This is a genomic window from Lysinibacillus fusiformis (assembly GCF_003049525.1).
GTDB classification, from domain to species: domain Bacteria; phylum Bacillota; class Bacilli; order Bacillales_A; family Planococcaceae; genus Lysinibacillus; species Lysinibacillus fusiformis.
The window spans coordinates 1-16764 of sequence record NZ_PYWL01000006.1; the positions used below are offsets into that span (position 1 = coordinate 1).

11 protein-coding genes, 40 tRNA genes and 3 rRNA genes are annotated in these 16764 nt (G+C 41.6%); 46 read left to right on the forward strand and 8 right to left on the reverse strand.

Annotated features, from left to right (window positions below; all coding sequences use genetic code 11):
* The 22 genes from C9J29_RS14385 to C9J29_RS14490 form a co-directional block, all read left to right on the forward strand.
* Positions 1 to 114: ribosomal RNA gene (locus C9J29_RS14385) — 23S ribosomal RNA — on the forward strand; the annotation flags it as partial.
* Positions 115 to 301: 187 nt separating this feature from the next.
* A 5S ribosomal RNA gene (gene rrf, locus C9J29_RS14390) occupies positions 302 to 417 on the forward strand.
* A 10-nt stretch (positions 418 to 427) separates the two neighbouring features.
* Positions 428 to 500 (forward strand) — tRNA-Val (locus C9J29_RS14395).
* Positions 501 to 506: 6 nt separating this feature from the next.
* Positions 507 to 582: transfer RNA gene (locus C9J29_RS14400), tRNA-Thr, on the forward strand.
* An 8-nt stretch (positions 583 to 590) separates the two neighbouring features.
* Positions 591 to 666, forward strand: a tRNA-Lys gene (locus tag C9J29_RS14405).
* A 21-nt stretch (positions 667 to 687) separates the two neighbouring features.
* A tRNA-Leu gene (locus C9J29_RS14410) sits at positions 688 to 772 on the forward strand.
* Between the two features lie 36 nt (positions 773 to 808).
* Positions 809 to 883: transfer RNA gene (locus tag C9J29_RS14415), tRNA-Gly, on the forward strand.
* Between the two features lie 5 nt (positions 884 to 888).
* A tRNA-Leu gene (locus C9J29_RS14420) sits at positions 889 to 977 on the forward strand.
* An 8-nt stretch (positions 978 to 985) separates the two neighbouring features.
* Positions 986 to 1062: transfer RNA gene (locus C9J29_RS14425), tRNA-Arg, on the forward strand.
* Positions 1063 to 1071: 9 nt separating this feature from the next.
* Positions 1072 to 1148: transfer RNA gene (locus C9J29_RS14430), tRNA-Pro, on the forward strand.
* 17 nt (positions 1149 to 1165) lie between these two features.
* Positions 1166 to 1241, forward strand: a tRNA-Ala gene (locus tag C9J29_RS14435).
* Positions 1242 to 1267: 26 nt separating this feature from the next.
* Positions 1268 to 1341 (forward strand) — tRNA-Met (locus C9J29_RS14440).
* 6 nt (positions 1342 to 1347) lie between these two features.
* A tRNA-Ile gene (locus C9J29_RS14445) sits at positions 1348 to 1421 on the forward strand.
* Between the two features lie 18 nt (positions 1422 to 1439).
* Positions 1440 to 1532, forward strand: a tRNA-Ser gene (locus C9J29_RS14450).
* A gap of 50 nt (positions 1533 to 1582) precedes the next feature.
* Positions 1583 to 1657 (forward strand) — tRNA-Met (locus tag C9J29_RS14455).
* A 3-nt stretch (positions 1658 to 1660) separates the two neighbouring features.
* Positions 1661 to 1736: transfer RNA gene (locus C9J29_RS14460), tRNA-Asp, on the forward strand.
* 53 nt (positions 1737 to 1789) lie between these two features.
* A tRNA-Phe gene (locus C9J29_RS14465) sits at positions 1790 to 1865 on the forward strand.
* A gap of 5 nt (positions 1866 to 1870) precedes the next feature.
* Positions 1871 to 1944 (forward strand) — tRNA-Gly (locus C9J29_RS14470).
* A 1-nt stretch (position 1945) separates the two neighbouring features.
* Positions 1946 to 2019: transfer RNA gene (locus C9J29_RS14475), tRNA-Ile, on the forward strand.
* Between the two features lie 8 nt (positions 2020 to 2027).
* A tRNA-Asn gene (locus C9J29_RS14480) sits at positions 2028 to 2104 on the forward strand.
* An 11-nt stretch (positions 2105 to 2115) separates the two neighbouring features.
* Positions 2116 to 2206 (forward strand) — tRNA-Ser (locus tag C9J29_RS14485).
* 2 nt (positions 2207 to 2208) lie between these two features.
* Positions 2209 to 2280 (forward strand) — tRNA-Glu (locus C9J29_RS14490).
* Between the two features lie 67 nt (positions 2281 to 2347).
* Here the strand turns inward: C9J29_RS14490 and C9J29_RS14495 are convergent.
* The 4 genes from C9J29_RS14495 to nadB all read right to left on the reverse strand — a co-directional run bounded on the left by C9J29_RS14495 (position 2348) and on the right by nadB (position 6397).
* Entirely contained in the window at positions 2348 to 2764 is a 417-nt protein-coding gene (locus C9J29_RS14495; RefSeq protein WP_008181739.1) for a VOC family protein, read from the reverse strand.
* A gap of 139 nt (positions 2765 to 2903) precedes the next feature.
* Positions 2904 to 4007 (reverse strand): quinolinate synthase NadA, encoded by a 1104-nt coding sequence (gene nadA / locus C9J29_RS14500; protein ID WP_107922364.1) that lies wholly within the window; start codon positions 4005 to 4007, stop codon positions 2904 to 2906.
* Positions 3994 to 4854: a carboxylating nicotinate-nucleotide diphosphorylase gene (gene nadC / locus C9J29_RS14505; protein WP_107922365.1), complete on the reverse strand. Its 861-nt coding sequence runs from the start codon at positions 4852 to 4854 to the stop codon at positions 3994 to 3996. Before nadC ends, nadA begins: the two co-directional genes overlap by 14 nt.
* Positions 4811 to 6397: an L-aspartate oxidase gene (gene nadB, locus C9J29_RS14510; RefSeq protein ID WP_107922366.1), complete on the reverse strand. Its 1587-nt coding sequence runs from the start codon at positions 6395 to 6397 to the stop codon at positions 4811 to 4813. Before nadB ends, nadC begins: the two co-directional genes overlap by 44 nt.
* A gap of 100 nt (positions 6398 to 6497) precedes the next feature.
* Here nadB and C9J29_RS14515 point away from each other — a divergent pair, with 100 nt between their 5' ends.
* From C9J29_RS14515 to C9J29_RS14620, 22 genes are all read left to right on the forward strand, one after another.
* Positions 6498 to 7568, forward strand: a complete 1071-nt coding sequence (locus C9J29_RS14515; RefSeq protein WP_107922405.1) for a cysteine desulfurase family protein — start codon at positions 6498 to 6500, stop codon at positions 7566 to 7568.
* Between the two features lie 248 nt (positions 7569 to 7816).
* Positions 7817 to 7932 (forward strand): 5S ribosomal RNA (gene rrf, locus C9J29_RS14520).
* A 10-nt stretch (positions 7933 to 7942) separates the two neighbouring features.
* A tRNA-Val gene (locus C9J29_RS14525) sits at positions 7943 to 8015 on the forward strand.
* A 6-nt stretch (positions 8016 to 8021) separates the two neighbouring features.
* A tRNA-Thr gene (locus tag C9J29_RS14530) sits at positions 8022 to 8097 on the forward strand.
* An 8-nt stretch (positions 8098 to 8105) separates the two neighbouring features.
* Positions 8106 to 8181: transfer RNA gene (locus C9J29_RS14535), tRNA-Lys, on the forward strand.
* A gap of 21 nt (positions 8182 to 8202) precedes the next feature.
* Positions 8203 to 8287: transfer RNA gene (locus C9J29_RS14540), tRNA-Leu, on the forward strand.
* A gap of 36 nt (positions 8288 to 8323) precedes the next feature.
* Positions 8324 to 8398 (forward strand) — tRNA-Gly (locus C9J29_RS14545).
* 5 nt (positions 8399 to 8403) lie between these two features.
* Positions 8404 to 8492, forward strand: a tRNA-Leu gene (locus tag C9J29_RS14550).
* An 8-nt stretch (positions 8493 to 8500) separates the two neighbouring features.
* A tRNA-Arg gene (locus C9J29_RS14555) sits at positions 8501 to 8577 on the forward strand.
* A 9-nt stretch (positions 8578 to 8586) separates the two neighbouring features.
* Positions 8587 to 8663 (forward strand) — tRNA-Pro (locus tag C9J29_RS14560).
* A gap of 17 nt (positions 8664 to 8680) precedes the next feature.
* Positions 8681 to 8756 (forward strand) — tRNA-Ala (locus C9J29_RS14565).
* Between the two features lie 26 nt (positions 8757 to 8782).
* Positions 8783 to 8856 (forward strand) — tRNA-Met (locus C9J29_RS14570).
* Positions 8857 to 8862: 6 nt separating this feature from the next.
* A tRNA-Ile gene (locus tag C9J29_RS14575) sits at positions 8863 to 8936 on the forward strand.
* A gap of 18 nt (positions 8937 to 8954) precedes the next feature.
* Positions 8955 to 9047: transfer RNA gene (locus tag C9J29_RS14580), tRNA-Ser, on the forward strand.
* Between the two features lie 50 nt (positions 9048 to 9097).
* A tRNA-Met gene (locus C9J29_RS14585) sits at positions 9098 to 9172 on the forward strand.
* A gap of 3 nt (positions 9173 to 9175) precedes the next feature.
* Positions 9176 to 9251, forward strand: a tRNA-Asp gene (locus tag C9J29_RS14590).
* A 53-nt stretch (positions 9252 to 9304) separates the two neighbouring features.
* Positions 9305 to 9380 (forward strand) — tRNA-Phe (locus tag C9J29_RS14595).
* Positions 9381 to 9385: 5 nt separating this feature from the next.
* Positions 9386 to 9459: transfer RNA gene (locus tag C9J29_RS14600), tRNA-Gly, on the forward strand.
* Between the two features lies 1 nt (position 9460).
* A tRNA-Ile gene (locus C9J29_RS14605) sits at positions 9461 to 9534 on the forward strand.
* A gap of 8 nt (positions 9535 to 9542) precedes the next feature.
* Positions 9543 to 9619, forward strand: a tRNA-Asn gene (locus C9J29_RS14610).
* Between the two features lie 11 nt (positions 9620 to 9630).
* Positions 9631 to 9721 (forward strand) — tRNA-Ser (locus tag C9J29_RS14615).
* Between the two features lie 2 nt (positions 9722 to 9723).
* A tRNA-Glu gene (locus C9J29_RS14620) sits at positions 9724 to 9795 on the forward strand.
* Between the two features lie 120 nt (positions 9796 to 9915).
* On the opposite strand, the gene C9J29_RS14625 is transcribed toward C9J29_RS14620, so the two are convergent.
* Genes C9J29_RS14625 through C9J29_RS14635 form a run of 3 tightly spaced genes read right to left on the reverse strand, consistent with a single transcriptional unit; the run spans position 9916 to position 12785 of the window.
* Positions 9916 to 10713, reverse strand: a complete 798-nt coding sequence (locus tag C9J29_RS14625; RefSeq protein ID WP_008180325.1) for an ABC transporter ATP-binding protein — start codon at positions 10711 to 10713, stop codon at positions 9916 to 9918.
* Between the two features lie 15 nt (positions 10714 to 10728).
* Entirely contained in the window at positions 10729 to 11784 is a 1056-nt protein-coding gene (locus C9J29_RS14630; RefSeq protein ID WP_008180327.1) for a FecCD family ABC transporter permease, read from the reverse strand.
* Entirely contained in the window at positions 11784 to 12785 is a 1002-nt protein-coding gene (locus tag C9J29_RS14635) for a FecCD family ABC transporter permease (protein ID WP_089985571.1), read from the reverse strand. The genes C9J29_RS14630 and C9J29_RS14635 overlap by 1 nt, the downstream gene beginning before the upstream one ends.
* 146 nt (positions 12786 to 12931) lie before the next feature.
* Here C9J29_RS14635 and C9J29_RS14640 point away from each other — a divergent pair, with 146 nt between their 5' ends.
* Both C9J29_RS14640 and C9J29_RS14645 read left to right on the forward strand, forming a co-directional pair.
* On the forward strand, positions 12932 to 13927 hold the full coding sequence (locus tag C9J29_RS14640; protein WP_107922367.1) for an ABC transporter substrate-binding protein: 996 nt from the start codon (positions 12932 to 12934) through the stop codon (positions 13925 to 13927).
* A gap of 118 nt (positions 13928 to 14045) precedes the next feature.
* A complete protein-coding gene (locus C9J29_RS14645; protein ID WP_008180332.1) occupies positions 14046 to 15254 on the forward strand; it encodes a diaminopropionate ammonia-lyase in 1209 nt (402 codons plus the stop codon).
* 52 nt (positions 15255 to 15306) lie between these two features.
* Here the strand turns inward: C9J29_RS14645 and C9J29_RS14650 are convergent, their stop codons facing one another.
* Positions 15307 to 16620 (reverse strand): trypsin-like peptidase domain-containing protein, encoded by a 1314-nt coding sequence (locus C9J29_RS14650; RefSeq protein WP_107922368.1) that lies wholly within the window; start codon positions 16618 to 16620, stop codon positions 15307 to 15309.
* Between the last annotated feature and the right edge of the window lie 144 nt (positions 16621 to 16764).

Below are 16764 nucleotides of genomic sequence, written 5' to 3' on the forward strand. Positions count from 1 at the left end.
TCCCATTACGCAAGTAAGTAAGATCCCTCAAAGACGATGAGGTAGATAGGTTCGAGGTGGAAGTGTGGTGACACATGGAGCTGACGAATACTAATCGATCGAGGACTTAACCAAAAAAGTTTGAAACCTTCAATGAACCGTTTATCCAGTTTTGAAAGAATAATTTCTTTTATGAAGGGTTTCAAGATACGAGTAGTTCGAGGAAGCAATAGAGAGAGGGAAGGAGCGTACTCAAGTACGTGACTGACTGAACGACAGCAGCTGACGAAGAAATGCGATGTATATTGAAAGCCGACTATAGTCTAGTGATGATGGCAAAGAGGTCACACCCGTTCCCATACCGAACACGGAAGTTAAGCTCTTTAGCGCCGATGGTAGTTGGGGGCTTCCCCCTGTGAGAGTAGGACGTCGCTAGGCATAATACCCAGGAGGATTAGCTCAGCTGGGAGAGCATCTGCCTTACAAGCAGAGGGTCGGCGGTTCGAGCCCGTCATCCTCCATCATTTGCCGGTTTAGCTCAGCAGGTAGAGCAACTGACTTGTAATCAGTAGGTCGTGGGTTCGATTCCTATAGCCGGCACCATTTCAGACGAGCCATTAGCTCAGTTGGTAGAGCATCTGACTTTTAATCAGAGGGTCGAAGGTTCGAGTCCTTCATGGCTCACCATTTAAGTACCAACCATATTAAGCGGGTGTGGCGGAATTGGCAGACGCACTAGACTTAGGATCTAGCGCCGCAAGGCGTGGGGGTTCGACTCCCTTCACCCGCACCATTTTTCAATATGCCAGATAAAAAAACTTATGCACATGCGGAAGTAGTTCAGTGGTAGAACACCACCTTGCCAAGGTGGGGGTCGCGAGTTCGAACCTCGTCTTCCGCTCCAAATGTGCCGGGGTGGCGGAACTGGCAGACGCACAGGACTTAAAATCCTGCGGTAGGTGACTACCGTACCGGTTCGATTCCGGTCCTCGGCACCATTTTATATGCGCCCGTAGCTCAATTGGATAGAGCGTCTGACTACGGATCAGAAGGTTATGGGTTCGACTCCTGTCGGGCGCGCCATAAAACGAACGGGAAGTAGCTCAGCTTGGTAGAGCACTTGGTTTGGGACCAAGGGGTCGCAGGTTCGAATCCTGTCTTCCCGACCATTTCCAAAAAATATTATGGGGCCTTAGCTCAGCTGGGAGAGCGCCTGCCTTGCACGCAGGAGGTCAGCGGTTCGATCCCGCTAGGCTCCACCATAGTAATTAACCAGTATAAAGATCCTGGCGGCGTAGCTCAGCTGGCTAGAGCGTACGGTTCATACCCGTAAGGTCGGGGGTTCGATCCCCTCTGCCGCCATCTTAAGGACCTTTAGCTCAGTTGGTTAGAGCAGACGGCTCATAACCGTCCGGTCGCAGGTTCGAGTCCTGCAAGGTCCATCATTTATATATTATTACGGAGGTATACCCAAGTCTGGCTGAAGGGATCGGTCTTGAAAACCGACAGGCGGGTAACACCGCGCGGGGGTTCGAATCCCTCTACCTCCTCCAGTTTTATTCATAAATGGTGCTTTAAAAACTCGAAAAGACAATAAGATTATCGCGGGGTGGAGCAGTGGTAGCTCGTCGGGCTCATAACCCGAAGGTCGTTGGTTCAAATCCGGCCCCCGCAACCAAATGGTCCCGTGGTGTAGCGGTTAACATGCCTGCCTGTCACGCAGGAGATCGCCGGTTCGATCCCGGTCGGGACCGCCATTTTTTTATAGACATGAGAAGCAAAAAGTGAGCAAGCTTAGCATGGACGAAATGGGTCAGTAGCTCAGTTGGTAGAGCATTAGATTGAAGCTCTAAGTGTCGGCGGTTCGATTCCGTCCTGACCCACCATTTATGCGGGTGTAGTTTAATGGTAAAACCTCAGCCTTCCAAGCTGATGTCGTGAGTTCGATTCTCATCACCCGCTCCAAGGGCCTATAGCTCAGCTGGTTAGAGCGCACGCCTGATAAGCGTGAGGTCGATGGTTCGAGTCCATTTAGGCCCATTATTTATTCCGAAGTAGCTCAGTTGGTAGTAGCACCTGACTGTTAATCAGGTTGTCGCAGGTTCGAGTCCTGCCTTCGGAGCCATTTTTTTGTGTGGGGAAGTACTCAAGAGGCTGAAGAGGCGCCCCTGCTAAGGGTGTAGGTCGGGTAACCGGCGCGAGGGTTCAAATCCCTCCTTCTCCGCCATTGGCCCGTTGGTCAAGTGGTTAAGACACCGCCCTTTCACGGCGGTAACACGGGTTCGAATCCCGTACGGGTCATACAAAAAACAGTAGATGCATGTGCGTCTACTGTTTTTTTATAGAAAACTAATATAAGATAAACGATTTACTCTTGATTCATTGCATGCTCATCCATATAAACTACTTCCCAAATATGCCCATCTAAATCTTGAAAACCCCAGCCATACATAAATCCATGATCCTGTGGATCACTATAAGGTTTACCCCCGGAGGCAAGTGCCTTATTTACTAGCTGATCTACTTGCTCGCGATTTTCTGCAGATAGACATAAAATTGCTTGGGCAGAAACAGTAGTATCCGGTATCTCCTTGTTACTAAATCCTTTGAAGCGATCTTCGACCATTAGTAAAGCAAAAATATTTTCGCTAATAATCATTGAGGAAGTTGTTTCATCACTGAATTGTTGATTGAACTCAAAACCTAACTCCTTAAAAAATGACGTGGATTTGTTTACATTTTTTACTGGTAAATTAATGAAAATATTTTTCGATTGAAAAGACATTTCTTATCACCTCCAAATCGACATTATCATAAAAAATAAATGAGTGTCAATTTCAGGAGGTAACCAGATACTTAATTTTATGAGCAAATAAAAAGCAGAAATATTGTTTTTTACAACATCTCTGCTTTAAAATCGTAATTTATCTTCTTGCTAACATTCTTTCCAGAGAACTAAGAGCTTCAGTGCTAGTATGGCTATCCACTTGAATACGGTTATGTGGTTGACCTTGTTCAATGCTTTCTAAGCACCATAGTAAATGGGGGAGATCAATGCGATTCATTGTTAGGCAAGGACAAAAGTTTTCATTTAAAGAGATGATCTGTTTATCTGGATGCTGCTTTATAATACGATTGACCAGATTCATTTCTGTCCCTATTGCCCATGCAGATCCACTAGGTGCTTGACTAATTGTATCGATAATGTACTTAGTTGAACCAGCATCATCAGCCGCATCTACAACTTCACGACTACATTCAGGGTGAACAATAATTTTCATGGCTGGATATTCCTTATGAACAGTCTCTGTATGTTGAACTGTAAATCCTTCATGTACAGAGCAATGACCCTTCCACAGAATAACTTGGATGTTCTCAAGAGGCTGTTTAGTTTCAAGTATATTTTTATGCGGATTCCAAACGGCCATATTCTCGAGTGGAACACCTAAGTCATAAGCAGTATTTCTTCCTAAATGTTGGTCGGGTAAAAAGAAGATACGCTGTTTTTGTGTAAATGCCCACTGAACAAGCTCTTTCGCATTAGAGGATGTTACACATGCACCACCATGTCTTCCTGTAAAGGCTTTAATAGCGGCTGTTGAATTAACATAGGTAAGTGGAATGATCGTATCACCAAAGAGCTGCTGTAAAATGGGCCATGCTTGTTCAGTTTGATAAATATCAGCCATGTCAGCCATCGAGCAACCTGCACGCATATCTGGTAAATATACATGTTGCTGTTTTGATGTTAGCATATCAGCAGTTTCAGCCATAAAATGTACCCCACAAAATACGATGTGCTCCGCCTCTTTGTTTGCTGCAGATAATTGAGCTAGCTGTAAGGAATCTCCCGTTGCATCAGCAAATTGGATAACTTCATCTTTTTGATAGTGATGACCCGGAATAAAAAGCTTAGATCCTAATTTCTTTTTGATGGATAAAATACGAGATTCCATTTCCGTTACGGATAATGCTCGATAATGCTCAGGAAGTAACGTCGTCTGCTGTAATAAACTAGTGATGGACAATGGAATAGCCTCCTTTCATTTGTACAAGGGCGCTAATGTCAAAGGCTTTGACAGAGTGGGTTAGAGAACCAAGTGAAATCCACTGTATACCAGTTTGAGCATAAGCTCTTATATTTTCAAGAGTAATGCCACCTGACGCTTCAGTCGTGATAGAAGAAGGAACAGCAGGCAGCCATGCACGTATTTCTTCAGGACTTCGATTATCAAACATTATAATATCTGCTCCAGCTAAAATGGCTTCATCTAGCTGTTTTTTTGTTTCTATTTCCACTTCAATTTTAACGGTATGACCAACTTTTTCTCTAGCAGCCTGAATGGCGTTTGTCATGCTACCAGCAAAAGCAATATGATTATCCTTTAGCATGATTGCATCAAATAGGCCATTGCGATGGTTAAAAGCACCACCGATTCGAACAGCATATTTATCAAGCATACGCAAACCAGGAATCGTTTTACGGGTATCACATATTTTTGTGTTCGTTCCTGCAATTTCCTGTACTGCTAGGTGAGCCGCCGTAGCTATTGCAGACATCCGTTGTATAAGATTTAAAATTACGCGTTCTCCCATTAATAATTTTTGTAAGGGGCCATCTATAATAGCAATGACGTCGTCAGCCTCTACGGCTTCCCCATCTTTTTTAGGAAGGTTGACTTTTATAGACCGATCTAGTACGTGAAAGCCATGCTCAATAATAGGTGCGCCACAAAAAATGCCACTTTCTTTGGCATAAAATGAAAAAGTTCCTTGCTCTTTAGGAGAAAAAATATATTCACTCGATAAATCCCCATCACCTATATCCTCATTAAAAAATTGTTTGAGCATTTCCTCGAGTTTGATGATATTCATACAATGAATTCCTCACTTTCATTTGTCCTTGCGAAAAAATAATCCATCGGTTTGCCCACTTTGCTACCATCGCGGGTTTATCGCTACGAATGTGGGCTCCACGTGTTTCAGTTCTTGTAATGGCCGCATGGGTTATTAATGTGGCGACAACATGCATCATATATAGTTCCAGCTCAGTCTGTTGCAAACCCTTTAAATTTGCATGGAGAAGTGCTTGTATAGAGGGTAATTGCTGGAGGGAATATTGCAAATCGTCACCGTTCCTAACGATACCTAAGTACTGCATCATATGTTGCTGTAATTGTTGTTTGCTAAATAATGAAGGCATTGAATCGACATTTTTATCGCTAGCAAGTAAGAAATCTTTTTGGCTACAGCCTTGTTGGATAATGAAATATGCCATTCTGTGACCAAAAGTAATCCCTTCTAATAGGGAGTTACTAGCTAAACGATTTGCTCCGTGAACACCTGTACAGGCCACTTCGCCGATAGCATACAAGTTGGCTATAGTGGTTCTGCCTTTATCATCAGCAATAATACCGCCCATTAAAAAATGACTACCTGGTGAAACAGGAATCAGGCCATCTTGTAAGTCAATATGGTTGTTACGGCAAAGCTGTGTGATTGATGGAAATTTTACATCGAAATTTTGGATGGAGGATATATCAAGGAATGTTTCCTCACCAGCCGCCCGTTTCTTAAATAATGTGAGTGCTGTAATATGTCTTGGCGCTAAATCAAGTTGTGCATGGATGCCCTTCATAATTGGACGACGTTGGGCATCGACAAAAATACCACCAGCTCCTCGTACCGCTTCAGAAATCAATCCTTTTGCCTCGTTTTCACACCAAAGCAGACTTGGATGAAACTGCATAAATTCCATATCACTGATGGCAGCTCCTGCTCGAAAGGCTAAAGCAATACCATCACCAGTATTTGTTGGGTAATTAGATGTACTTGAATAAAGTGCTCCTGCACCACCTGTCGCTAAAATAACATGATGGGCAAAGTAGCGTTTAGTGCCTTCGCTTCCTTTTGTAAGTACACCTACACAGTCACCATTTGTATTTAGTAAAAGTTCATAGGCCATTTCATAGCAATTTACCTTTGTATTAGGAGAAAGTTTATGAAGCAAGTAATCTATGAAAATTTGACCAGTACGATCACCACCTGCATGGAGAATACGATGATGGCTATGTGCTCCCTCCAGACCTAGAGCAGGAGCTCCATTGCTATTCCGATCAATGGGGAATTCAGCTTGAAGGTAGTTACGCATTATTTTTGTGCCTTCTTCTATGAGCGTTTGGACATTTCTACCTTCATGATGAAACTCTCCGGCCTTCAATGTATCCGCAATATGGCAATCAATATGATCCTCCTCACTTGTCACGACGGCAATGCCACCCTGTGCACGATAGGAACTGCTCGTATGGACGGATGATTTTGTAACTATTTGTATTTTAAAATGTTCTTCGAGGAGTAGAGCTGCCTGAAGTGCTGCAATACCACTACCAATTATAAGGACGTCTGTCTTTACATCCATAGTTATACCTTCTTTACAGTTGTCTTGACACTTATCTTTACATAAAATAAAAAAGAAAACAAGACCTGTTGAACGAGAGAGGAAGAATACGATGATCTACATGGATTACGCAGCAACAACACCAATGACGAAGAAGGCGCTTGAAGCATATGTAGAGGTGGCACAGCGTTATTATGGAAATAGCTCAAGTCTCCATGATTTAGGGGGACAAGCGTATTATTTTATCCAGCAATCAAGAGAAATTATAGCCAATGAACTTGGTGTCAATAGTGATGGCGTTATCTTTACTGGAAGCGGAACGGAAGGAAACATTATGGCCATTTTGTCATTAGCATTTGCCTCTAAAAAAGGAAAACATATTATTTCATCACAAGCTGAACATACGTCTGTACATGCAGCTTTGAATACATTGGAGAAAATGGGTTTTGAGGTGACAAAATTACCGTTGCAAAAGGATGGTTGTATTGACTCAGAACAACTACTACTCGCTATTCGAAAAGATACAGCATTAATTTCCATTCAACATGTAAATTCAGAAATTGGTTCTATTCAACCTGTGGAAAAAATAATTGAAGCGGCAAAAGAAACCGCTGTTTACTGTCATATTGATTGTGTACAATCCTTTGGGAAATTAACTATACCAAGAGGAGGAGACGCTATGACAATTTCAGCACATAAAATAGGAGGACCTAAGGGCTGCGGCGCTGTTTATATAAACCCTGCAATTCGTGTTCCAGCACTGACACCAGGCGTAACTCATGAAAGAGGATTAAGAGGGGGAACTTTAGATACACCTGCCATTGTTTCCTTTGCGGCAGCGGTTGAAAATAATAGTTATGAAAGACAGCATTACGAGGAATTAAGAAGATATTTTAAAAGTCGTCTACCAAAAACAGTTCGACTAATAGAGTGTAAGCAGCAATTGCCAAATATTTGTGGTGTCATGATGAGTAAAGTGGAGGGGCAATATGTATTATTAAAATTAAACGAGGCAGGGATCAGTATATCAACGGGAAGTGCGTGTGATATTCATAGCGAATCTGGAACAAAAGCCATTTTATCTATGAATTATTCAATGGAAGCGGCACGGCAATTCTTTAGAATATCTTTCGGAGATTCAACAACATTTAAAGAAATTGATAGATTGACTATGGAACTTGCTACTATTTAGTAGCAAGTTTTAAGCAAGATCATAAGCTGAAAATATATAGATGAAAAATAATTGTTTTCTTTTGAAACAACTATTGATATAATATTTTGCAGGGCAATATTTTCTCTTTCTTAACAAAAATATCTTTTAAAAGTAATAATTTCTTTTTTTTATAAAAAAGTATTGCACAATATGAGAAAACGTTATACAATAATTCTTGTCTTGAAGGACAGGTAAACAACTTCAAAACAAGATACATAATAAAGTAGTCTAGTGATGATGGCAAAGAGGTCACACCCGTTCCCATACCGAACACGGAAGTTAAGCTCTTTAGCGCCGATGGTAGTTGGGGGCTTCCCCCTGTGAGAGTAGGACGTCGCTAGGCATAATACCCAGGAGGATTAGCTCAGCTGGGAGAGCATCTGCCTTACAAGCAGAGGGTCGGCGGTTCGAGCCCGTCATCCTCCATCATTTGCCGGTTTAGCTCAGCAGGTAGAGCAACTGACTTGTAATCAGTAGGTCGTGGGTTCGATTCCTATAGCCGGCACCATTTCAGACGAGCCATTAGCTCAGTTGGTAGAGCATCTGACTTTTAATCAGAGGGTCGAAGGTTCGAGTCCTTCATGGCTCACCATTTAAGTACCAACCATATTAAGCGGGTGTGGCGGAATTGGCAGACGCACTAGACTTAGGATCTAGCGCCGCAAGGCGTGGGGGTTCGACTCCCTTCACCCGCACCATTTTTCAATATGCCAGATAAAAAAACTTATGCACATGCGGAAGTAGTTCAGTGGTAGAACACCACCTTGCCAAGGTGGGGGTCGCGAGTTCGAACCTCGTCTTCCGCTCCAAATGTGCCGGGGTGGCGGAACTGGCAGACGCACAGGACTTAAAATCCTGCGGTAGGTGACTACCGTACCGGTTCGATTCCGGTCCTCGGCACCATTTTATATGCGCCCGTAGCTCAATTGGATAGAGCGTCTGACTACGGATCAGAAGGTTATGGGTTCGACTCCTGTCGGGCGCGCCATAAAACGAACGGGAAGTAGCTCAGCTTGGTAGAGCACTTGGTTTGGGACCAAGGGGTCGCAGGTTCGAATCCTGTCTTCCCGACCATTTCCAAAAAATATTATGGGGCCTTAGCTCAGCTGGGAGAGCGCCTGCCTTGCACGCAGGAGGTCAGCGGTTCGATCCCGCTAGGCTCCACCATAGTAATTAACCAGTATAAAGATCCTGGCGGCGTAGCTCAGCTGGCTAGAGCGTACGGTTCATACCCGTAAGGTCGGGGGTTCGATCCCCTCTGCCGCCATCTTAAGGACCTTTAGCTCAGTTGGTTAGAGCAGACGGCTCATAACCGTCCGGTCGCAGGTTCGAGTCCTGCAAGGTCCATCATTTATATATTATTACGGAGGTATACCCAAGTCTGGCTGAAGGGATCGGTCTTGAAAACCGACAGGCGGGTAACACCGCGCGGGGGTTCGAATCCCTCTACCTCCTCCAGTTTTATTCATAAATGGTGCTTTAAAAACTCGAAAAGACAATAAGATTATCGCGGGGTGGAGCAGTGGTAGCTCGTCGGGCTCATAACCCGAAGGTCGTTGGTTCAAATCCGGCCCCCGCAACCAAATGGTCCCGTGGTGTAGCGGTTAACATGCCTGCCTGTCACGCAGGAGATCGCCGGTTCGATCCCGGTCGGGACCGCCATTTTTTTATAGACATGAGAAGCAAAAAGTGAGCAAGCTTAGCATGGACGAAATGGGTCAGTAGCTCAGTTGGTAGAGCATTAGATTGAAGCTCTAAGTGTCGGCGGTTCGATTCCGTCCTGACCCACCATTTATGCGGGTGTAGTTTAATGGTAAAACCTCAGCCTTCCAAGCTGATGTCGTGAGTTCGATTCTCATCACCCGCTCCAAGGGCCTATAGCTCAGCTGGTTAGAGCGCACGCCTGATAAGCGTGAGGTCGATGGTTCGAGTCCATTTAGGCCCATTATTTATTCCGAAGTAGCTCAGTTGGTAGTAGCACCTGACTGTTAATCAGGTTGTCGCAGGTTCGAGTCCTGCCTTCGGAGCCATTTTTTTGTGTGGGGAAGTACTCAAGAGGCTGAAGAGGCGCCCCTGCTAAGGGTGTAGGTCGGGTAACCGGCGCGAGGGTTCAAATCCCTCCTTCTCCGCCATTGGCCCGTTGGTCAAGTGGTTAAGACACCGCCCTTTCACGGCGGTAACACGGGTTCGAATCCCGTACGGGTCATACTAAGTGCAGTAGATGAATTTACATCTACTGCACTTTTTTTATGAACGGAAAAGAACAGGTAACAAGAAAGCCTTCGCCAGATAATCAATCGGCGAAGGCTTGTTGTTTTTTGAAGACTTACGTAATATTTCGTCCTTTACCATAAGGAATACATAAAGGTGTTCCAAAGATTGGATCTGATGTCATTTGACATTCAAGATCAAATACATGGCTAACTAATTCTGTCGTCATGATCTCTTCAGGCTTACCTTGGCGGTAAACTCCTCGATCACGTACAGTAATGATATGATCGGCATAACGACAAGCGAGGTTTATATCATGTAAGACCATAATAATTGTTCGCTTTTGCTGTTGATTTAATTCAAATAATAAATCTAACACTTCTATTTGATGAGTTAGATCTAAATAGGTTGTAGGCTCATCTAAAAGAATAATATCTGTATCTTGAGCAAGTGTCATAGCAATCCATGCACGTTGACGTTGCCCACCTGATAGCTCATCCACTGGTCTATCTCGTAATTGCTCCGTACCTGTTGCTTTTAAGGCATTCATCACAATTTCCTCGTCCTTCTCCGTCCATTGCTGGCGCCAACTTTGATAAGGAAATCGTCCTTGTTTAACGAGCTGTAGAACCGTTAAGCCTTCTGGTGCTACTGGTGATTGAGGAAGTATAGAAAGGTTTTTAGCTACTTGCTTTGTAGATAGTTTAAAAATATCTTCGCCATCTAATAACACAGATCCCTTTTTGGGCTTTAATAATCGAGCAATAGAGCGTAAAAGTGTAGATTTGCCACAGCCGTTCGCTCCAATTAAGACAGTAATTTCATTCAAAGGGATAGATAAATTGAGATCTTCGATAATATTGGAATCACCATAACTTAATGTTAGGGATTTAGTTAATAAGGATTCAGTCATGATGTATGAACTCCTTTATTTATTAGGATTTCTAAATAATAAATAGATAAAATAAGGAGCACCGATGGCAGCAGTAAAGACACCAGCTGGCACTTCTAAAGGGCTAAACGCAGTACGACCGATAATATCCGCAACCATTACGAGCAATGCTCCAATGGCTGCGGATGTTGGCACAAGTACTCCGAATGATGAACCAACGATACGACGTGCGATATGAGGGGCCATCAACCCTACAAATCCAATTGCCCCCGCAAAGGAAATGGCACTTGCTACTAAGCAGCAACATAACAGAATTAAATATAGACGAGTTTTTTGAACGGATTGTCCTAATCCTGCCGCTGTATCATCACCTAATTCTTGTACATTTAACTGACGTGTAGTAAAGAACGTGACAAGTAGGAGTACTAGTATTAAGGGCACAACGATTTGAACTTGATCCCAGTCTGCGCTTTTGACGCTCCCAGTAATCCACTTATTTGCTTCACTTGCTTGATAGATAGGACCAATAATCATTAGCATGGTCGTAATGGCTTGCATCAATGCGGATACACTAATACCGATTAAAACAAGACGATTTGGCGTAACACCATCTTTCCATGCAAATAGGTAAACCAAACACCCAACTACAGTAGCACCAATAAAACCTGCTAATGGCATCCATTCTATACTGACTGTTAAAGAGTGATTAGAATCACTGAAAATGGCTAAGAAACCAACAACAGCTGCACCGCCCCCAGCAGATATTCCAATAATATCAGGAGAGGCCAGTGGATTTTTAATGATTCCTTGTAAAACAGCACCTGCTACAGCTAGCGCCATACCAGTAAACATAGCCATAAAAATTCGGGGCATTCGAAAATCAATAATGATCAACTGATCAAAATCAGAGCCTTGGCCGAAGAGAGTTTGTACAACTTTAATAGGACTAATAAAAGAATCACCGAATGATGCGCTAAGAAAGAAAACCGCTAGTGTTAGAAAGCTAATCACCAGTAATTTTTTCATAGCTTGTACATCTAATAAAAATGATATTTTTTTCTGAAATAAACGGACTGTTCGTATGTTTTTCATTATTTTTTTCCACCTTTTCGCGCAAGGTAAATAAAGAATGGCGCGCCAATCATTGCGGTCATGACTCCGACTGGTACTTCTTGTGGCATGATGATATATCGGGCTGCGACATCCGCTAACAATAATAAAATGCCTCCAAGTAAGGCAGCCATAGGAATAAGCCATCGATGATCTGTGCCGACAAACTTACGCGCAAAATGGGGAACTACAATGCCAATAAAACCGATGGGGCCAGCGATAGCAACAGCACCCCCTGCTAAAAAAATAACAATCAAACCTACAATTATTTTCATTAACCCTATACGTAATCCTAGTCCTCTTGCCACATCATCTCCTAGCGCAAGAGTATTCATTTTAGGGGAAATGATTAGAGCAGCTATCCACCCGATGATTAAATATGGGAGAACTGAGATCAGAATTTCGAGTTTACGCCCTTGGACAGAGCCAGCTAGCCAAAACAATACTTGCTCAAGTTCTGCTTCATTTGTAGCGAGTAACCCTTGTGTAAATGATGCAAAAAGTGCACTAATGGCAGCGCCTGCTAAAGTAATTTTTACGGGTGTTACGGCATCTCTTCCGGAGAAACTGATTGCATAAACAGCTAGTGCCGCGATGGCAGCACCTAGAAAGGCGATCCATGCAAATGATTGTAAACCTGAAATATGGAAAAAAATCATGGCAAAGACAACGGCAAATCCTGCTCCAGCATTTATCCCTAATATTCCAGGAGAAGCTAAAGGATTTTTCGTTAAAGTTTGCATAAGCACACCCGTAATCGCTAACGATGCTCCAACACAACTGGCTATAAGTGCTCTTGGAATACGAACATTTTGAATAATGATATGCTCATTTGAATGGTTAAAATGAAAAAAAGATTCAAGGGTAGTTTGGATAGAAGTATTTGCATAGCCATAGACAATACTAATGCCCATGCAAAGAAGTAGTAGCAAAACCCCTACGATTAAAGTCAACGTTTTAGAATAATTATTTTTTAAAATCATGTTTAAACTATACTCTTTTCTTTCATAATTATTAAAATATGTATTGACACTGATAAGCTCATACAATAAGATTAGTAACGTTCTAAGAGACAAATGAAACTGATTTTCATTCTCGTCAATTATGCTTAAACATTTTATCATATACAATGGGGGAAGAAAAGGTGCAAAAAGGATTTCAAAAACTCTTAGTTTTGCTAGCTATTGTTGCTATTTTTGTTTTGGCAGCATGCGGTAATTCTAACGATGATAAGAAAGAAGAAAGTTCAAAAGAAAGCAATGCTTACAGTGTAGAACATGCTATGGGAACAACTGAAGTAAAAGACACACCAAAACGCATTGTTGTTTTAACAAATGAAGGAACAGAGGCACTTTTAGCGTTAGGCATTAAGCCAGTTGGTGCGGTACAATCATGGACAGGTGATCCGTGGTATGATCATATTAAGGATCAGATGGAAGGTGTCGAAGTAGTCGGCATTGAACATGAACTTAATTTAGAAAAAATTGCTTCATTAAAACCAGATTTAATCATTGGTAATAAATTACGACAAGAAAAAGATTATGCGAAACTTAGCAAAATTGCTCCAACCGTGTTCTCTGAAACATTACGTGGTGATTGGAAAGAGAACTTTCAGTTATACGCAAAAGCAGTAAATCAAGAAACAAAAGGTAAAGAAGTGTTAACAGCTTACGATGATAAGCTACAAGCGTTAAAAGAAAAACTTGGTGATCAAACAAACCAAGAAGTTTCATTTGTCCGCTTTATGGCAGATAAATCTCGTATCTATTACACAGATTCATTCTCAGGTATTATTTTTGATGCGTTAGGATTTAAACGTGTTCCGGCGCAAGCAGATTTATTTAAAGATAATGCAAAGCTAGGAAACTTAGCTGTAGAGGTAGGGAAAGAAGTAATTCCTCAAATGGATGGGGATGTTATTTTCTACTTCACATACATGCCAACTGGTGATGATTCAGCATTAGCAACTGAACAAGAGTGGACACAAGATCCTCTTTGGAAAAACCTTTCTGCTGTTCAAAAAGGCAATGCACATAAAGTAGATGATGTCATTTGGAATACAGCTGGAGGAATTCTAGCTGCTGATATTATGCTAGATCAAGTAGAAGAAATCTTTACGAAATAATTAATGGATAAGCTATACATTCATCGAAATAAGATGAGTGTATAGTTTTTTTATTTCCGTAAGAGCATTTTGTATTTTTTAGCGAGATAGACTAAGATGTGGGAGAGGGGGGATAGATTTGAGTGAAAAATTAAAATGGGTTCCTAATCAACATTATGTAGGGCAAGATAATGACGAACAAATAACAGCCTTACTTTCGAATTTTACTCTAGAACAAGTAAAGAAAGTTAGTCAATTCCAACGTACATATGAGAAGTTTGAAAAGACACCACTCCATCATTTAGCATCATTGGCTTCCTATATGGATGTAGAAAAAATCTGGATAAAAGATGAATCGTTTCGATTTGGTTTGAATGCCTTTAAAGTACTAGGAGGCGTTTATGCTATCGCACAATATGTTGCCAATATGCTCAATAAAGATATTGAAGATCTTTCCTATGAACAATTAAAGTCATCAGAACTAAAAGATCAGTTGGGTGAGTTAACGTTTATTTCAACAACTGATGGGAACCATGGTCGAGGGGTAGCTTGGGCAGCTCGAGAGCTAGGTTTTCAAGCACGAATCTATATGCCTGCTGGTAGCGCTAAGGAACGATTACAAAACATTATCAATGAGGGAGCCTATGCTGAAATCACCGCAATGAATTATGATGATACTGTTCGTTATACTTCTCAGCTAGCTGAAGAACATGGTTGGGTTTTAATTCAGGATACAATGTGGGATGGCTATGAGAAAATCCCATTATGGATTATGCAGGGCTATACAACTCTAATACAAGAGGTTGTTGAAGAGATAGAACAAGCACCGACTCATGTGTTTTTACAGGCTGGAGTAGGGTCTTTTGCAGCAGCAGTAGTTGCCTTTTTAAGACAATACTATGAGCAGGAAATGACTATTGTTTTAGTGGAGCCACATGTAGCTAATTGTTATTATAAAAGCTTTAAAGCGGGTACCAATGAATTTGTAACTGTTGGCGGCGACATGCAAACGATAATGGCAGGGCTTGCGTGTGGTGAACCGAATCCTCAGGCGTGGAAACTGTTAAAAGCCTATACGAAAATAAGCATTAGCTGTGGGGAAGAAGTAGCAGCAACAGGAATGCGTATCCTTGGTAATCCATTGAACACTGATACACGCATTGTAGCAGGAGAATCGGGAGCAGCTCCATTTGGTTGTTTTTATGAAATCATAACAAATGATCGTTACAGACAATTAAAAGATACGTTACAGTTAAATAGAGATGCGAGAGTATTATTAATTAATACAGAGGGTGACACGGATAAAGAAAATTATCGACAAATAGTGTGGCATGGAAAATATCAATAGCAATTTAGACGAAAGCCATCGAGAAGTTACTCTCGATGGCTTTCAGACGTTATTAGTGAATTTTAATAGCGGCAATTTTATAAGCACCATATTCATCTGTGATTACAGTATACGTCTTATACCGATTGTAAAATTGATAATTACCTTGGGCATCATAGAAATCAAAGGTTTCATTCATATCAACATAGTATTGGCCACTCGAATATTGTACATCAAGCACTTCATTGTTTGTAAAATAGAAGTAATTGCCCTGATACGCAATTTCATTTATATATTTTTCTAGTTCTTTATAAGCAGAACTACTAGGTGCAAGCATATCGGCAATCCAATAAAAATCACCCTCATTAAGGGCCATTTCATAGTATAGGCGGAATGACTGCACGAATTGCCCTGCTAACAAATTTTCTGCTTCAGTAGTAGTTTCTGTATGACTAGCAGGTTGTTGACTGCTATCGTATAGATTAGCAACAGAACGAACCTCATTTGCAGAAAGAGGCTGAGCAATCCATCCATCAAATTGGTCTACCATACTGTAAAGAGGGATAGAGAAGGCGAAGTGTGTGCTTGTTTCGGTTGTGTAAAGTAGGGAGTTAATCCCAATTACATTTCCTGTATTAACATCCACCAAAGGACCGCCACTACTACCTTTATCAATTTGTGCATCGACCTGATATATTTGTTTGTATATAAAATTTTCAAGCTTCATATCCCGTTTATTGCCTGTTATATAGCCAATGGAGGCTGAATTTTCAAAGCCTTGTGGACTTCCAAAGGCAATGACTTCTAAGCCAATAGGTGATTCTGATGTTTCAATATCTAATGGTGCTGTCTCTTGATAGCTAGGAACATGTATTAAAGCTATATCATAACGATCAGATATACCGACTACTGTACCAGGTGATTCTTGACCCATAGAATTTCGAACCATTACTTCGACTTCACCTTGGACAACATGCGCATTAGTAATAACATACCCCCCTTTTTTATATAGGAAGCCGGAACCTTGCGCATTGTTAGTTAGAATGGTGAATACCTTTTGCTGAATCTCCTTTATAAGAGTGACACGATCAACCTGCTGTGCATGAGCTTCTTGCTTTTTCGTCAGTTCCTCAGAGGAAACTTGCTTTGTCTCTAAATTCTGATTGTCATTTATTTCCGAGTAAGTGGCTGAATTACTTTTTTTATTGGAGAAGAAATCCCAATAGGCATAGCCCAGCCCACCAATTGCAATGAAACAGACGGACAATACGATAATGGCCCATGTTGGGATACCCTGTTTTGAGGGTGTATTTGTCAATTTAGTACCACAACCCGAGCAAAATTTACTGTCATTTAGATTCTCATGCTGACAATTTGGACATTTCATCCTATTACCCTCCTGTGAAATATTTACTATTTATATCGGTTGGAAAATATAGTTTTATAGGTAGTTATGGAATTATATGAACGGAGAGGATGATTATAGGAAGAGGAAAAATTTATTTTTCCTATTGACCTTAACGTTGCGTCA

Coding starts and splice junctions, on each gene's coding strand:
- C9J29_RS14495 (WP_008181739.1), bottom strand. CDS start 2,764: ATGTCTTTTCAATCGAAAAATATTTTCATTAATTTACCAGTAAAAAAT.
- nadC (WP_107922365.1), bottom strand. CDS start 4,854: ATGAATATCATCAAACTCGAGGAAATGCTCAAACAATTTTTTAATGAG.
- nadB (WP_107922366.1), bottom strand. CDS start 6,397: ATGGATGTAAAGACAGACGTCCTTATAATTGGTAGTGGTATTGCAGCA.
- C9J29_RS14515 (WP_107922405.1), top strand. CDS start 6,498: ATGGATTACGCAGCAACAACACCAATGACGAAGAAGGCGCTTGAAGCA.
- C9J29_RS14625 (WP_008180325.1), bottom strand. CDS start 10,713: ATGACTGAATCCTTATTAACTAAATCCCTAACATTAAGTTATGGTGAT.
- C9J29_RS14630 (WP_008180327.1), bottom strand. CDS start 11,784: ATGAAAAACATACGAACAGTCCGTTTATTTCAGAAAAAAATATCATTT.
- C9J29_RS14635 (WP_089985571.1), bottom strand. CDS start 12,785: ATGATTTTAAAAAATAATTATTCTAAAACGTTGACTTTAATCGTAGGG.
- C9J29_RS14640 (WP_107922367.1), top strand. CDS start 12,932: ATGGGGGAAGAAAAGGTGCAAAAAGGATTTCAAAAACTCTTAGTTTTG.
- C9J29_RS14650 (WP_107922368.1), bottom strand. CDS start 16,620: ATGAAATGTCCAAATTGTCAGCATGAGAATCTAAATGACAGTAAATTT.